The following is a 15206-nucleotide window of genomic DNA, read 5'->3' as shown; positions in this document are numbered from 1 at the left end:
GAATAGATGAAATATATTGAAGTCAAAGATCTTACCTTTTATTACGATGAAGAACCTGTTTTACAAGATATTAATTTCCACATTGATTCGGGTGAATTTGTCATTTTAACTGGTGAAAATGGTGCTGCAAAATCAACTTTAATTAGAAATGTACTTGGCCTATTACATCCGGCTAAAGGAACTGCTGAAATTTCTAAAACTAATTTAGATAATAAAAAATTACGTGTCGGATATATCCCACAAGAGATTTCATCATTTAATGCGGGGTTTCCGTCAACAGTATATGAACTAGTAGCATCAGGCCGTTACCAACAAAATCGTTGGTTAAGACGTCTGAATAAAAATGATCATGAACATATAAAAAAAGCACTTGAAACAGTTAATATGTGGAACTTTAAGAATCATAAAATTGGTGAATTATCTGGTGGTCAAAAACAACGTGTTTGTTTAGCCCGTATTTTTGCAGCAGATCCTGATTTATTTATTTTAGATGAACCAACAACAGGGATGGATGAACAATCGCGTCACGATTTCTACGAATTATTACAACATGAAGCCCATACGCATCATAAAGGTATCTTGATGATAACGCATGATCATGAAGATGTTTCAGAATATATTGATCGTCACATTAAATTAGTTAGAAAGGAGGACTCACAATGGAGATGTTTCTCGATGGATTCATGCAACGAGCTTTAATTGCTTCACTTTTAATGGCAGTAATTACGCCGTTATTGGGATTATTCTTAGTTTTAAGAAGGCAATCGCTTTTGGCAGATACATTGTCACACGTTTCGTTAGCAGGGGTCGCGTTAGGATTGTTTGTTAATATTAATCCAACAATTACCACACTGATTGTGGTTTTAATTGCCTCAGTTTTAATTGAATTTTTAAGCAATTTATACCGTACGTATTCAGAAGTTTCAATTGCCATTATGATGTCTGCCGGACTATCAATTGCCTTAGTTTTAATGAGTTTAAATCAAGGTGCCAGTTCAATGAGTGTACAGCAATATTTATTTGGTTCAATTGTGACGATTAGTTCAGCGCAGGTTATCATTTTAGCAATTTTAACTGTATTAATTGTCGTTCTCTTCCTACTATTCAAAAAGCCAATGTATGTTTTAACTTTTGACGAAGAGACGGCTTTTGCTGAAGGGTTACCGGTTAGATTGATGTCAATTAGTTTTAACGCAGTTACAGGTGTGACGATTGCTATAATGATGCCAATTGCCGGGGCACTACTCGTTTCTGCAATTATGATTTTACCTGCAGCAATTGCAATGCGATTGGGTCGTAGCTTTAATCTGGTTATTATAATTGGTGTGATAGTTGGTGTAATAGGGATGGTTGGCGGATTAATGTCATCTTACCAATTTAATACACCGCCTGGCGCAACGATTACGCTATTATTCATTACGATTTTCATTATATGCAGTATTATTAAAGTTATATCCGTTAGACTTCAAATTAATAAACAAAAATAAAACCGAATATTAACAATCAACAAGCTACTTTTAAAAATAGCTTGTTTTTTTATTAGAAAATCATTAAAAACCGAACGTTAATAATTATATTTTGGCATTTTACTGTTATTATTCGGTAAAACGGGTTATAATGAAAATCACACTTTGAATACTAGATATGTTTAAAAGAAAGGCCTGATATATATATGAAAACAAGAAGAAGCGATCGATTAATTGATATGACTCGTTATTTGCTAGAAAGACCACATACGTTGGTTTCTTTGACGTATTTCTCAAAACGCTATGAATCAGCTAAATCATCAATCAGTGAAGATCTTGCGATTGTAAAACGTACAGTTAGAGAGCGAGGCACGGGAACGCTAGAAACAATTCCTGGCGCAGCTGGCGGTGCACGTTTTATTCCATCTATTGATGAAGCAGAAGCACGTGAATTTATTGAATCAATGACTGAGGAGTTATCAGAAAAAGATCGGTTATTACCTGGTGGCTATGTCTATCTATCTGATTTACTTGGCCGTCCTGACGTTTTACGTCAAGTAGGACGCTTGATTGCAACAGAGTACTTAGACCAAAAAATTGATGCCGTTATGACAGTTGCAACTAAAGGTGTACCCATCGCACAAAGTGTCTCAACATTTTTGAATGTGCCATTTGTTATTGTGCGTCGCGATTCAAAAATTACCGAGGGTTCAACCGTTAGTGTTAACTATGTATCTGGCTCGAGTGAACGTATTGAAAAAATGGAATTATCAAAGCGTAGTTTAAAACGTGGTGCTAACGTATTAATCGTAGATGATTTCATGAAGGGTGGCGGCACAGTTAACGGAATGAAGAGTTTAATCGAAGAGTTTGAAGCAAACTTAGTCGGTATTTCCGTTTTCGCTGAGGGCGCCTTTAGTGGTGACCGAATTGTTGATGATTATAGTTCATTGTTAAAAGTTGATGAAATTAATCATACAGACAAAACCATTCATGTTAGTGAAGGAAATTATTTAACAAAAACATTTAAAAAATAAAAAGTTAATAGATAATTTATATGAAAACTTAATGTTAAATTTAACATTAAGTTTTTTTTAGAAAATTCCAATAATAATTTAAAATCAAGTGTTTTTTAATTTCGAATAAAGTAAGCATATTTATTCGAAATCTTGCAACGCATACGGGTTTAAGCTATTATTAAGGTAGAATATTAGAATATAATTGGAGGAGACTATCTAATGACAGTTGCTAAATATGCCATTATTCTTGCTGCCGGTAAAGGTACAAGAATGAAATCTAAACTATATAAAGTGTTACATCCGATTGCTGGGCGTCCAATGGTTGACCACGTTTTATCGGAAATTGAAGCAAATAATATGGATGAAGTTGTTACTATTGTGGGACATGGTGCTGAGCAGGTTGAAGAAACGTTAGGCAATCGCTCAGAATATGTTCTTCAAGCAGAACAATTGGGAACTGGTCATGCTGTCCTTCAAGCAGAAAAAATCTTAAAAGATAAAGAGGGTATGACCATTATTGCTAATGGTGATACACCGTTACTTACTGCCAAAACATTTGGTGAATTATTTGAATATCATAAAGAAAAAGGTGCTGCTGCAACTGTTCTAACAGCACAAGCAGAAGATCCAACGGGTTACGGTCGAATTATTCGTAATGATATTGGGATTGTTGAAAAAATTGTTGAACAAAAAGATGCCACAATTCAAGAAGCTAATGTTCAAGAAATTAACACAGGTGTGTACTGTTTTGATAATAAAACTTTATTTGAAGCTTTACATGAAGTAACAAATGATAATGCACAAGGTGAATATTACTTAACTGACGTTATGGAAATTCTTAAAAAACAAGGTAAGATAGTCGCAGCTTACCGCATGAAAGATTTCTCTGAATCAATGGGTGTAAATGATCGTGTGGCTTTATCTGCTGCAACTAAAGTTATGCAACGCCGGATTAACGAAAAACATATGCGCAATGGTGTGACTTTAGTTGATCCTGAGACGACTTACATCGAATATAATGTTAAAATTGGTTCAGATACAATTGTAGAACCAGGCGTTTACTTAAAAGGTAATACAGTCATTGGTGAAGATTGTGTCATTGGTGCTCATTCTGAAATTATTGATAGTATTATTCATGATAAGGTAACTGTTACGTCATCATATCTTGAAGATTCTGAAATGGAAACAATGAGTAACATTGGACCATACAGTCACTTACGTCCTCAAGCACATATTGGTGAAGCTGCTCATATCGGTAATTTTGTAGAAATTAAAAATGCAACTATCGGTAAGAGTACTAAAGTTGGTCATTTGACTTATGTCGGGGATGCCACTTTAGGTAAAGATATTAATGTCGGCTGCGGCGTCGTTTTTGTTAATTATGATGGCGTTAATAAACACCATACCAACATTGGTGATCATTCATTTATTGGTAGTGGATCTAATGTAGTTGCACCACTAGAAGTTGGTGATCATGTATTTATCGCTGCCGGATCAACAATTACAGATAATATTGATTCACACGATATGGGTATTGCTCGTGGTCGTCAAGTGAATAAAAAAGGTTATTTTGACAAATTACCAGTAGCTCATGCACCAGAAATTGATTAGTAAGCGAATTCTTATCGGATTTTAACTTGCAATTTACTTGATTAATATTTAAAATTTTAAGTAGGGAAAATTAAATAACTGGAGGCACATATGTCAGAACATTATTTTGATCCAAAGTTGAAAATTTTTGCTTTGAACTCGAATAAACCATTGGCTGAAAAAATTGCTGATGCTGTTGGTGTTAAATTAGGTAAAACCTCTGTAGATCGCTTTAGTGATGGTGAAATCAGAATTAATATTGAAGAAAGTATTCGTGGAGATCATGTTTACATTGTTCAATCAACATCTGCACCCGTCAATGACAATATTATGGAATTATTAATTATGATTGATGCTTTGCGTCGCGCAAGTGCTAAATCAATTAATGTCGTTATTCCTTACTATGGTTATGCTCGTCAAGATCGTAAAGCACGTTCACGGGAACCAATTACAGCAAAATTAGTTGCTGACATGTTAGAAAAAGCTGGTGCAACAAGAATTTTAGCGCTTGATTTGCATGCTGCTCAAATTCAAGGATTCTTTGATATCCCAGTTGATCATTTAATGGGTGCACCTTTATTAGCTGACTACTTCTTAACCGAAGGATTAGATAAAGATTCTGTTGTCGTTTCACCTGATCATGGTGGAGTGACACGTGCTCGTAAATTAGCAGAATTCTTGAAAGCACCTATTGCAATTATTGATAAACGTCGTCCTAAAGCTAACGTTGCTGAAGTGATGAACATTATTGGTACCGTTGAAGGCAAACGTTGTATCTTAATTGATGATATGGTTGATACGGCAGGAACAATTACGCTTGCTGCTCAGGCTTTAATGGATGCCGGTGCAACTGAAGTGTACGCAAGTGCAACTCATCCGGTTTTATCAGGTCCAGCTGTTGAAAGAATTGCAAAATCACCTATTAAGCAATTTATCGTAACAGATTCAATTCAGTTACCTGAAGATAAGAAAATTGATAAATTAGTTCAAATTTCAGTGGGTCAATTAATTGGGGATGCAATCACGAGAATTCATGAAAACAAACCAGTTAGTCCATTATTTAAAAATCGTTTCCATAATGAAAAATAAAGTTAAGAAAGTTAGATAACTAATGTTGTCTAACTTTTTTTGTATCCAAATTTAGGACATAAAAAAACCGTCAGTCCAGGGAGACTGACGGAAAAAGGGAGTAGAGATAATTAATTTCAGGGGAGAAATTAGTTATGAGTTAGATTAATTTATTCGGGGAAATAAATTAAAATTTAAAAGTTATTAATTAAGGTATGAAGTTATAATAACAAGTAGTTGTGAAGAAAATGTGACGTAAAAAGGAAGAAAGTTCTTCTCGTAGTTAGTACGTTAGAGTAGTAAGCAGTCTGTTTACTTGAATATCTTAGGACTTAATAGATCTTACTAAGAATGATAAACAACATTAAAGTGATTTTTTATTAATATTAGCATTAATTTTATATTATATATAAATTATAAAAGTCTTTTTTAACTTGAATATTATTGTTTTGAGTTAATTATTTATATATAATATTAAATGCGTAAGGGAGAATTTTAAGGAGTTTTTATGAAAAAATTAATGTCATTTATTTTAGTTGCAATATGTGTTTTTGGTATAGCAATTTTAAGTTCAGATCGTGTAGAGGCTAACAATCCGAATTATGTTCATCTTGCTAATAGATGGAATGATCCTTGGGACGAAACTTATAGAATTCAAAAGTGGAGTAAAACTGCGTATGAATTAAACATCAAAAAGATATCGGGAAAAATACGTGTGGAAGCTTGGGGACACTCTTATAAGGCTGGTCGTACAGGAAATGTATCTGTTTCTAAAGGAAAAAAATATGTTATTAAATCTAAAGGACAGACAAAATTAACTAATTATTTAGTAGAGTGGTATGGAACAGGAAACAATGCATATATTGTAAATAGTATTCATGCATATGGTAGTGCTGATGGTAATTGGAAACCTGATAGATAAGAAGAAATAATGTGCTCTCTTACGCATTATATTAAAATAAAAGATTGGTGTGAAAAAAATGAATTCTTATTGGCTGTCGCGTATGGCGAAGAAACAATATTTTTATGGCATATTAGTGGGTTTTGCTTTAATAGTAGTTCACGTGTCTATGGATATGTTACCTAATAGGACTTATCTAGATGGTTCTAATTTAACTTTTACTGTGATTACAACATGGATAGGTATAGGTGGTACTGGTAGCGATTTTTCAGCTTTATTTTATTTGTTATTACCTTTATTTTCAGTGATTGGTTTGAATCTAATTGTCTTCGAGGATAAACAAACAGGTTTTATTAAACAATATGTACAAAAAAAGGGAATTATTAATTATTCTATTCATTCATTTAGCTTAAGCTTTATTTCAGGATTTTTGATTGGGATACTACCTTTATTATTGGATTTATTAGTAGCATGGTGTTTATTCCCTAATCAACCATTAGATGCTGTATTAAATAATAATCTGGGACTTGCATCGAATTCAACATATTTTATGAAGGACCTTTTCCAGCAATCATATACGGGGATTTTATTTTATATTTTACTTGCAGGTTTGTTCGCAGGTGTTTTTTCTGTAGTTGCCGCGAGTGTTAGTTTATATGTAAAAACAATTTATAGTGTGGTTAGTTTTAGTTTTTTACTGTGCTTATTTATAAGTGTTTTAGCTGCTGTATTTCCTTTTTATCTTGCTGCACCTTTGTCGCTTCCTATGGTAGGAGGACCCGCGGAGGGCCTACCTCCTTTATCATTTATTATGGGGATTTTGTTTTTGGTTCTCATTGTAGCTTATCTTTTTAATTTTATGGGAGTAAAACGTAATGCGATTATTTAAAATATATTTAAAAACTAAACGGTCTCGTGACTGGGTAATAGATATTCTTACGTTCTGTTTATTAATTATTTTATCTCTTTTTGAATATTATTTATTTTTAGGTAATGAAAAGAATAGTTCCTTTATTGACGTAGTCCAAGGAGGACTACAAAATAGTTTAAATATTGAAAATATAATGATTCTTTTCTTTCCAATATTGATATTATTACCCTTTCAGGGTTCTAAATTTCCAATTATGTATTATATAAGAAAACCTTTTTCTTTTTTGAGAGTACAAGTGAATTACTTTTATGCCATATATATTTGTGCATTTGTTATCTCTGGAATCCTTTTTTTAATTTTAAATAAGGATAATTTAAAATATAATATAAATGGCTATCAGCTAGTTACAATGGTTATTTATTTTATCGCAATGTATGTTTTTTATAATTTAATAGCGTCCTTTTATTGCCTCACAGGAAATAAAATTATATCGTTATTTTTAATTTATGGTTATTATCAATTAGAAATATTTTTGAACGAAAGAGGGATTAGATTGTTTTTTAATCATGGCATAATCAGTCTTGGATATAGTGTTAACACGTTATATTTAATTCAAAATATATTCTTTATACTACTCTTTTTTATTATTTTGGAGGTTTTTCAAAGATGGATTTTATCAAAAAAAGAATACTCTATAAATTGAAGTTTTTCAGTATCTTAGTTTTTAGAAATATTTATTTAACGATTTATTATTCTAAATGGCGTACGGTGCTCATTTTTATTATGCTAACGATGATGATCATATTGTGCAAAAGAGATCAAGTGAGTGGTATGACGAGCTTACTATATGGTGCTTCGTTAGATACTGAGGGAGAATCTTTTCCTTTATTTTGGTTCATCTTTGTGATTTCTCCAGCATTAGCTATTGGAAATTCACAAATGTTACTATGGAAATCAGATTTTAAAATTCTACATAATATTGGATATAAAAATTATTTATTTAGCAATTTATTGATGTTAGGAATTTATAATAGTTTTTTTTATTTTTTGATAGTGATTATAAACGGTTTTGGTATCTCACATTTAGCTTTCTATAGTTATCTATTTATATTTAGTTTCACCTATCTTGTATTGTTATCAACAGCGTCATTTTTATTAGATGATTTTATACTACCCTTAATAGGGAGTTTAGCAGTCATAATATTAGATGTTTATATTTCTCACATATCCATTATAGACGCAACAATGCTCTCTAGATTTAACCCTAATCATAATTCGGTTAACATTATAATTTTATTAACGATTATATTGAGTTGCATCATTATCTCACTTATAAAAATTAAAGATATTGATTTTATTTAAAGAAAGTAGTGTAAAAATGAAAATAATAGAGTTGAAAAACATTTCCAAAAGAATTAAGCAAAAAGATATTTTAGTAGATATCAATTTATCAATTGAAGAAGGAATCGTTTGTGGATTCAGTGGGCCAAATGGTGCTGGGAAATCCATGATATTTAATACGATTATTGGGTTTGTAAAGCCTACTGAAGGTGAAGTTTGGGTTAATGGAAAATATATCAGAGTAGATGAACTTTTTTCAAGCAGCATTGCTTTTTCTATGGATAGTATTGGTATGTTAGAAGATTTTTCAGTTCTTAAAAACTTGGACTTAATTAATCAACTAAATAGTCATAAAATGACTAAGAATGAATTGAACGAAATGGTAACTTATGTTGGACTAGATCCTAATGATAAGCGTGCGATTAAACACTATTCATTAGGAATGAAGAAAAGGGCCTCAATTGCTTGTTGTTTAATCAATGATGCACCTATTTTAATATTAGATGAACCTAGTAATGCACTAGACGATAGTGGAAAAGACTTTTTGCGTCAGTTAATTATCGATCAAAAAGCAGCAGGGAAAACAATCCTTATTTCTAATCATGATAGTGTTTTCTTAAACGAAGTGAGTGATAAAATCATTCACATTTCAGAAGGTAGAGTTATTCTAAAATGAAAAATAAAAATTCGTGGAAACTAAGTCAGAGAGGATTACTTATTTTGGGAGGCATCTGCTTACTAGCAAGCGCTGTATGGTTATGGAATGCTCATGCAGCAGTAACCGAACAATATAAAAACAGTCAAATTAAGAATGTGTTTGTAACATCTAATCATCAAAAAATAGTAAATGAAAAATTTGTATTTACTAAAATCAAGCATCACGTCACTAAAGACTCAGACGAAGCTTACTACAATGACAGTATTGATGTCGATATTGAATCAAAAAAAGATGGTGACTTTCCACTCGGAGGGCTATTTGTTATGAATAGTTCTTATGATGTGACCCAATCTGATATGCTTAATGAAAAAGGTGAATCTGATTCTTCGCTGCATGTCGGGATAAATCATAAGACTTTAAAAGCAATTATTAGAAAAGGCTCTGGTAATCGTTCTTTTAATTTAGTGTTTTTAACTTCGTCCAAACCAGGTACTAATATAAAATATATCTATCAAAGTGATTTTAAGTGAATATCACTAGGTAAATTAAATTAATTTAGACAGTCCCGGCAGGTAATGCTAGGGCTGTTTTTTACTATTCTTAAAGTATTCAAATTCAACATAAAAAACCGTCAGTCCGGGGAGACTGACGGAAAAAGGGAGTAGAGATAATTAATTTCAGGGGAGAAATTAGTTATGAGTTAGATTAATTTATTCGGGGAAATAAATTAAAATTTAAAAGTTATTAATTAAGGTATGAAGTTATCATAACAAGTAGTTGTGAAGAAAATGTGACGTAAAAAGGATAAAATATGATTACTTTTTTTGTGGGGTGAAAGTATAGGATATATAATATTTTAGTAGTTTTTACATAAAGATTTTCTTAGAATAAAGCACTATTTGAGCTGATTATTAAATACAACTTTTCTACTACCCTTTAAAATTGATAAAGTGTATATTAAAAGGTAGTAAATATAGTTTAAGAAAGTGTTGCTATGGTTCTTTTAGCTCAAGAATTGTTAAATTATAACTTATAAGACTGTTTAAGGCTAGCAGAAGGTAAATGAAAATTAAAGATTCATTTGAATTGTTTGTAACCTATCAAGTCTATTCTATAATATTTTGATTGAATAAGGGTTGAATAATTAGTCAATTAATTAAAGGTGAAATAATTTATGGAATTAAGATACTTTATGAAGAGTCTAATTGAATAGGGAGTGATCCATATCCGGTACAAGATTATAATATTATATTAAAAAATTTAGAGAGCCTGACTTTGATTATGCAGGAGAGTTACCCAAAATATCTATGGCTTTTAGTACGTCTAGTACAGTAACTAGTGTTGGGGCAGAACTTGGGGTAACTTTAGTTACTATTTTCATAGTCTTTGTAGGTTCCTTAATAATATAGAAGGAGAAGAATATGATAGAATTTGAGATAAAAGTATTAATATTTTTATTAATTGGTACGCTTGTATTTATGATTTTAAAAATGCGGAAATATAAAAAAGAAATTACCGAACTTAATGATGTGGAAAAGAAGCAACAAGAACAAATAAGTAGATTAGAAGGGAAAAATAATGAATAGTTATGATCTAGTTTATCTTGTTATGCCTTTAGTATTATTTTGTATTTGGATTGCTTTCTACATTTACTTATGTGTATGTTTATATAAATATAAGAAAGCTAGACGAAAAGTAATAATTAGTTCTGCTAAACTTAATGAATTAACAACAAAAAAGATATTAGAACTAGAAAAAAAGTTAAAAAAATAGAATAAAAACTAATTAAAAAGAGAAGTAATCAGAAATCAATCTGGAGACTTCTCTTTTTAATTTATTATAGAGCTAATCGATTCTCAGAATAGTCTTGTGTCTAATCTGAGAATATAACCAATTAGGTTGGGCATTAAACTTAGACTTCAAACGTATATTTAATTAGAGACAGTACTCGTAATGTTAAAAAGGGGGACCAAAATAATCTTAGATTGTTATTTATTACTACAGATTATAACGCTTGAATATTATGATTTTATAGTCGATACACTTTAATTTTAAGGGTATAAAAAAACCGTCAGTCCGGGGAGACTGACGGAAAAAGGGAGTAGAGATAATTAATTTCAGGGGAGAAATTAGTTATGAGTTAAATTAATTTATTCGGGGAAATAAATTAAAATTTAAAAGTTATTAATTAAGGTATGAAGTTATCATAACAAGTAGTTGTGAAGAAAATGTGATGTAAAAAAGATAAAATATAAGTAAAATAAAAAAACTTGATTCCGATTAAAAATCAGAATCAAGTTTTTATTAATTATTATTTAGTCTTCTTTTGCAATTTTTTCTTCAATTTTTTTTGATGCTTCTCGAGGTAAGTCACTATCTCTTTCAGCTAGTAAGTTACGGATATCTTTTAAATATTCTTCTGTAGGTGTTAATGTCGTTTCTGAAGATTCTTCTTCCTTATCATTAGATCTACTTGTTGCATTTCTAAGTGCTGTGATTCCTTTAAGCAACATAAAGATAACAAAGGCTACGATTATAAAGTTAATGACATCGTCTAAAAATTGTCCGATTTTGAAAGTTGTATCACCAATTGTGAGAACGATCCCTGACAAGTCAACTTTACCGACGACAAGTGCAATGATAGGACCAATGATGTTAGTTGTGAAAGACTTAACGATTGTTGTAAATGCACCACCAATAATAACAGCGACTGCCAAATCCATCACATTTCCGCGAGTGATAAAATCTCTAAATTCTTTTAACATGTTTGATGAGTCTCCTTTAATTTGGTTAACTGTATCTTAAAGTATAACGGATTTTATAGGATAAGTGAACTGAAAATTGTGAGTTAATAGGTTTGAATGATATAATCAAAGCACAAATTAAAAGCGAGCGAGGAACTAACTATCATGAAACAGGCTAAAAGGAATGTCACATTTTTATTAAGTGTACTGGCAATCATTACTGCGATTATCTGGATCCGTGTTGGAGGGGATAGTTTTTCTTTATCTAATGTATATTTTTATATTGGCATTATATTAATTCTAGTCGGCATTATATTAATTTTGAGCCAAGCACAACTATTCGCTGGCTGGTTTAAACGACGAGATAAAGGTGAATCTAAAGAAGATTATAATGAACGTAAAATTGATGTTAAAAGTGTAGGAAGTAAAAAAAATCGTCCGCTTAAAATATCACCATTGATGCGTAGTTGTTTTATTGTTGGTGCATTATTGATTTTGATTGCTGTATTAGTGACTATTTAAACTAGGGAGATGATGTCATGAATATTTTTTTGGGTATTATCATCGTTTTGTGTTTTGCTGTAGGAGCATACTTTGTAGATGGTGGATTTGCAGAAAATGCTGGATCATTATATAAACAATTTAAGCAATCAAAGTTATCTTTTAGAGAATTTATGCGATTGTTGTTTAGAAGATAATTCGCCAAAAAAACGGACCTAACTTTGATTATTCAAAGTTAGGTCCGTTTTTAATTTATTTAATCAGCTAATGCATATTTTTGGATTGCTTTAGCAACACCTAACTCAACGTTAGTAGCAGTTACTGCTTGAGCATTATCTTTAACTTCTTGAATGGCGTTACCCATGGCAACACCTAGACCTGCTGCTTGGATCATTGATAAATCATTACCTTGATCACCAAGTGCCATAACCTCGTCTTTGGTGAAACCTAATTTATCAGCCAAGGACATAACGGCATTTCCCTTGCTGGCATTTTTGTTTAGGAGTTCTAAAAAGTAAGGTTCACTTTGAACGTAGTAATAATTATCGGTAATTTTTGCGGGTAATTCCTTAACGACACGTGTAATAACTTCAGGATAATCAATATACATCATTTTCGAAATGACGATATTCTTGTCCATTTCTTCAGGTTTTCGGAAACGAATAGGCATTTGAACTAAGAATGACTCTGCCACAGAATATTCACTGATATCAGCATTAGGTGTATACATTAATGCTTGATCTTCAGCATGAACATGGACGTTTAATTCACGACTTGTTTCTTCGATTATGTTGTAATCATTAATATCTAACGTATGATGAATTAAAACTTCACCAGAGCCTGAAACTTGAACTAAAGCACCGTTAAAAGTAATAACAAAATCATCATCTGATGTTAAACCGAGTTTTTCTAAGTATTTTGTAACGCCTGTTAAAGGACGTCCGGTACAAAGGACAACTTTGATGCCAGCAGCTTTAGCAGCTTTAATAGTAGTAATAGTTTCTGGGGCGATTTCTTTTTTATCATTAACGAGAGTACCGTCAATATCGATTGCGATTAATTTAATTGTCATGTTGTGTATTCTCCTTTGGGTTGATTAAAGTATCATTATTAAGATAAGTTCTAAATTGTGTATAAATGTCAGTGAATAAATCGTTCTCTGATTTTACTAATTCTCTTGGGAAGAAGAAACGACGGTCGCCTGATACTTTACCAGTAATAGAAGCAACGAGGTCACTGACGCTAGATAATTCAACAAGTGAACCATCTTCTTGAGCTAATTCGATTTGGGTGCGCGGCTTATCTTTGGTTGGATCATAGGCATCATAAGGTAAGTCGTAACTGTCATTTTCTGCCGTATAGTAGTCAGGTTGAAAGCCAGCTGATTCAATAAGACGTTCTAGAGTAGGTAATAAATCAACAGTCTCTTCATCAAATTTGATTGATTTAAATGGTTTGCGATCCAGGAAACGGACAGCTAAGTCACTTAAGATATTATCAGTATTTTGACGCCATTCCGTGAAGTAAGTGGTTAAAACACCGTCATCTAATTGTAAATAATCATCTAATGAAAATTCATTTTTAAAAAGTGGAATCAATAATTTTGGTGAATCCTCGGCACTTAAGCGATTATTTTCGTATAGGTATTTAGCCCGATTTAATAAATGACTTAAAATAACTTCCATTGATCTAGAAATAGGATGGAAATAAACTTGGACGTACATTTGGAATCGGCTGACAATATAATCTTCAACGGCATGCATCCCATTGATATCAAATGCAATCCCGCCTTTATAAGGACGCATCACACGTAAAATCCGAGTTAAGTCAAATGTACCATAATTTGTACCAGTGTAGTAAGAATCACGTAATAAGTAATCCATTCGATCAGCGTCTATTTGACTCGAAATCAATTGGACAACTTGTGGATTAGGGTACGTTTTTTGAATAACACTTGCCACTTTTTCTGGGAAATCAGCAGAAACTTTTGCTAAAACTTGATTAATCTCAGTTGATGGATCAGTTAAAATTTGAGCAGTGATAGCTTCGTGGTCCGTTTTGAAAATGTGCTCGAAAGTATGTGAGTATGGACCATGGCCGATATCGTGTAAAAGAGCAGCGCATAACGCCACTAATTTTTCGGAGTCGTCCCATAAACCGTCGCCAGCTTCTTTGCTTGGATAATTTCGTTGGAAATTATCGCAGATTCGACGTGTGATTTCATAAACACCCACGGAATGGGTGAAACGTGAATGTTCCGCTCCATGAAAAGTTAATGAAGTTGTACCGAGCTGTTTAATTCGGCGTAAACGTTGGAATTCTTTAGTATTAATTAAATCTAAAATAACTTGATGTTGCACATAAATGTAATCGTGAATAGGATCACGTAACACTTTTTCTCTAGCAAGTAACGGCGATTGTTCGAGCAATAGAATCCCTCCTCGAAAATTTAGATAGTAAATAAGTTCGTAATACTTCTATTATAACGAACATTCGTAATTTAGTCATGACATAATGATGATTATAGGTAACGACATTCATTTAAATCTAAGTTATAATACAGTGAAACGATAAGGTGAATGGAGGAATTAAGTTGTATGGCAATCACGTTAGATAAACAAATTGCGATCCATTTGGAAACAATTAAAACACAAGAAGGCGAAGTTGAACGCTATGTCATCGAAACAACGGGACAACTCGTTCGTTTAGGCGATGGGATGTATATCAGATATAAAGAAGAAGACGCAGAGTCTGGTAAAAAAAATCCAGTTACCTTTAAATTGCAAGATGATGGTGAAATTCAATTAACTCGAGAAACAGATGATATACGCACAAAATTAATTTTTTTAGCGCAAAAAAAAATTAATGGGGTTTATAAAACAGCGTATGGTCGTATTCCAATTGAAATTGAAACAACGCAATTAAAAAGTCAGTTAAATAGCCAACCAATTTCGGGATCACTTGATATTGATTATCGCTTAACAACAAGCGGTGAATTGTTGGGAGACTATAATATACGATTGCAATTTACGGCATAAAAATGTATG

The 15206-nt window shown here is 32.0% G+C and carries 18 protein-coding genes; 15 read left to right on the top strand and 3 right to left on the bottom strand.

The genetic code is table 11. The annotated features are described in order from the left end of the window. The first annotated feature begins 6 nt into the window (after positions 1 to 6). The 12 genes from AC1RPR_RS06420 to AC1RPR_RS06365 all read left to right on the top strand — a co-directional run bounded on the left by AC1RPR_RS06420 (position 7) and on the right by AC1RPR_RS06365 (position 10500). Entirely contained in the window at positions 7 to 699 is a 693-nt protein-coding gene (locus tag AC1RPR_RS06420) for a metal ABC transporter ATP-binding protein (RefSeq protein WP_481761790.1), read from the top strand. Then, positions 660 to 1487, top strand: coding sequence for a metal ABC transporter permease (locus AC1RPR_RS06415; protein ID WP_481761789.1), 828 nt, complete (start codon positions 660 to 662; stop codon positions 1485 to 1487). The genes AC1RPR_RS06420 and AC1RPR_RS06415 overlap by 40 nt, the downstream gene beginning before the upstream one ends. A 185-nt stretch (positions 1488 to 1672) precedes the next feature. Next, positions 1673 to 2503, top strand: a complete 831-nt coding sequence (gene purR, locus AC1RPR_RS06410; RefSeq protein ID WP_409021938.1) for a pur operon repressor — start codon at positions 1673 to 1675, stop codon at positions 2501 to 2503. A gap of 201 nt (positions 2504 to 2704) precedes the next feature. Then, entirely contained in the window at positions 2705 to 4096 is a 1392-nt protein-coding gene (glmU, locus tag AC1RPR_RS06405) for a bifunctional UDP-N-acetylglucosamine diphosphorylase/glucosamine-1-phosphate N-acetyltransferase GlmU (RefSeq protein WP_481761788.1), read from the top strand. A gap of 90 nt (positions 4097 to 4186) precedes the next feature. Next, positions 4187 to 5164, top strand: coding sequence for a ribose-phosphate diphosphokinase (locus AC1RPR_RS06400; RefSeq protein ID WP_481761787.1), 978 nt, complete (start codon positions 4187 to 4189; stop codon positions 5162 to 5164). A 487-nt stretch (positions 5165 to 5651) separates the two neighbouring features. Further along, positions 5652 to 6065, top strand: a complete 414-nt coding sequence (locus tag AC1RPR_RS06395; RefSeq protein ID WP_481761786.1) for a hypothetical protein — start codon at positions 5652 to 5654, stop codon at positions 6063 to 6065. A gap of 49 nt (positions 6066 to 6114) precedes the next feature. Continuing rightward, positions 6115 to 6933, top strand: coding sequence for a hypothetical protein (locus AC1RPR_RS06390; RefSeq protein WP_481761785.1), 819 nt, complete (start codon positions 6115 to 6117; stop codon positions 6931 to 6933). Continuing rightward, positions 6920 to 7618: a hypothetical protein gene (locus AC1RPR_RS06385; RefSeq protein WP_481761784.1), complete on the top strand. Its 699-nt coding sequence runs from the start codon at positions 6920 to 6922 to the stop codon at positions 7616 to 7618. Before AC1RPR_RS06390 ends, AC1RPR_RS06385 begins: the two co-directional genes overlap by 14 nt. After that, positions 7582 to 8277 (top strand): hypothetical protein, encoded by a 696-nt coding sequence (locus AC1RPR_RS06380; protein WP_481761783.1) that lies wholly within the window; start codon positions 7582 to 7584, stop codon positions 8275 to 8277. The genes AC1RPR_RS06385 and AC1RPR_RS06380 overlap by 37 nt, the downstream gene beginning before the upstream one ends. A gap of 31 nt (positions 8278 to 8308) precedes the next feature. Further along, a complete protein-coding gene (locus AC1RPR_RS06375) occupies positions 8309 to 8932 on the top strand; it encodes an ATP-binding cassette domain-containing protein (protein ID WP_481763396.1) in 624 nt (207 codons plus the stop codon). Further along, a complete protein-coding gene (locus AC1RPR_RS06370; RefSeq protein ID WP_481761781.1) occupies positions 8929 to 9444 on the top strand; it encodes a hypothetical protein in 516 nt (171 codons plus the stop codon). Before AC1RPR_RS06375 ends, AC1RPR_RS06370 begins: the two co-directional genes overlap by 4 nt. Before the next feature lie 891 nt (positions 9445 to 10335). Beyond that, the gene (locus tag AC1RPR_RS06365) at positions 10336 to 10500 is read left to right on the top strand and encodes a hypothetical protein (protein WP_481761780.1); all 165 of its coding nucleotides are present in this window, start codon (positions 10336 to 10338) and stop codon (positions 10498 to 10500) included. A gap of 729 nt (positions 10501 to 11229) precedes the next feature. Here the strand turns inward: AC1RPR_RS06365 and mscL are convergent. After that, on the bottom strand, positions 11230 to 11679 hold the full coding sequence (gene mscL, locus AC1RPR_RS06360; protein WP_409021944.1) for a large conductance mechanosensitive channel protein MscL: 450 nt from the start codon (positions 11677 to 11679) through the stop codon (positions 11230 to 11232). A 144-nt stretch (positions 11680 to 11823) separates the two neighbouring features. Between mscL and AC1RPR_RS06355 the strand changes: the two genes are divergently transcribed. After that, positions 11824 to 12180 carry a DUF3899 domain-containing protein gene (locus AC1RPR_RS06355; RefSeq protein ID WP_481761779.1) on the top strand — a complete coding sequence of 119 codons (357 nt, stop codon included), beginning with the start codon at positions 11824 to 11826 and terminating at the stop codon, positions 12178 to 12180. A gap of 17 nt (positions 12181 to 12197) precedes the next feature. Then, complete coding sequence (locus tag AC1RPR_RS06350) at positions 12198 to 12356, top strand: hypothetical protein (RefSeq protein ID WP_481761778.1); 159 nt, start codon at positions 12198 to 12200, stop codon at positions 12354 to 12356. A gap of 59 nt (positions 12357 to 12415) precedes the next feature. Here the strand turns inward: AC1RPR_RS06350 and yidA are convergent, their stop codons facing one another. Further along, positions 12416 to 13231: a sugar-phosphatase gene (gene yidA / locus AC1RPR_RS06345; protein WP_409021948.1), complete on the bottom strand. Its 816-nt coding sequence runs from the start codon at positions 13229 to 13231 to the stop codon at positions 12416 to 12418. Further along, positions 13221 to 14588, bottom strand: coding sequence for an HD domain-containing protein (locus tag AC1RPR_RS06340; RefSeq protein WP_481761777.1), 1368 nt, complete (start codon positions 14586 to 14588; stop codon positions 13221 to 13223). Before AC1RPR_RS06340 ends, yidA begins: the two co-directional genes overlap by 11 nt. Before the next feature lie 168 nt (positions 14589 to 14756). On the opposite strand from AC1RPR_RS06340, the gene AC1RPR_RS06335 reads away from it, so the two are divergent. Beyond that, positions 14757 to 15197, top strand: a complete 441-nt coding sequence (locus tag AC1RPR_RS06335) for a YwiB family protein (protein WP_481761776.1) — start codon at positions 14757 to 14759, stop codon at positions 15195 to 15197. Positions 15198 to 15206 lie beyond the last annotated feature (9 nt).

The organism is Dellaglioa sp. CoH-57-MRSF-22 (assembly GCF_056781895.1).
Note: the sequence above shows the minus strand (reverse complement) of the source record. Positions and strands in the feature narration are given on the sequence as shown.

Bases quoted from the DNA above. Each gene is read 5' to 3' on its own strand.
- AC1RPR_RS06365 (WP_481761780.1), top strand. From the start codon at position 10,336: ATGATAGAATTTGAGATAAAAGTATTAATATTTTTATTAATTGGTACG.
- AC1RPR_RS06400 (WP_481761787.1), top strand. From the start codon at position 4,187: ATGTCAGAACATTATTTTGATCCAAAGTTGAAAATTTTTGCTTTGAAC.
- glmU (WP_481761788.1), top strand. From the start codon at position 2,705: ATGACAGTTGCTAAATATGCCATTATTCTTGCTGCCGGTAAAGGTACA.
- AC1RPR_RS06350 (WP_481761778.1), top strand. From the start codon at position 12,198: ATGAATATTTTTTTGGGTATTATCATCGTTTTGTGTTTTGCTGTAGGA.
- AC1RPR_RS06335 (WP_481761776.1), top strand. From the start codon at position 14,757: ATGGCAATCACGTTAGATAAACAAATTGCGATCCATTTGGAAACAATT.
- purR (WP_409021938.1), top strand. From the start codon at position 1,673: ATGAAAACAAGAAGAAGCGATCGATTAATTGATATGACTCGTTATTTG.
- AC1RPR_RS06415 (WP_481761789.1), top strand. From the start codon at position 660: ATGGAGATGTTTCTCGATGGATTCATGCAACGAGCTTTAATTGCTTCA.
- AC1RPR_RS06385 (WP_481761784.1), top strand. From the start codon at position 6,920: ATGCGATTATTTAAAATATATTTAAAAACTAAACGGTCTCGTGACTGG.
- mscL (WP_409021944.1), bottom strand. From the start codon at position 11,679: ATGTTAAAAGAATTTAGAGATTTTATCACTCGCGGAAATGTGATGGAT.
- AC1RPR_RS06420 (WP_481761790.1), top strand. From the start codon at position 7: ATGAAATATATTGAAGTCAAAGATCTTACCTTTTATTACGATGAAGAA.
- AC1RPR_RS06355 (WP_481761779.1), top strand. From the start codon at position 11,824: ATGAAACAGGCTAAAAGGAATGTCACATTTTTATTAAGTGTACTGGCA.
- AC1RPR_RS06370 (WP_481761781.1), top strand. From the start codon at position 8,929: ATGAAAAATAAAAATTCGTGGAAACTAAGTCAGAGAGGATTACTTATT.
- AC1RPR_RS06395 (WP_481761786.1), top strand. From the start codon at position 5,652: ATGAAAAAATTAATGTCATTTATTTTAGTTGCAATATGTGTTTTTGGT.
- yidA (WP_409021948.1), bottom strand. From the start codon at position 13,231: ATGACAATTAAATTAATCGCAATCGATATTGACGGTACTCTCGTTAAT.
- AC1RPR_RS06380 (WP_481761783.1), top strand. From the start codon at position 7,582: ATGGATTTTATCAAAAAAAGAATACTCTATAAATTGAAGTTTTTCAGT.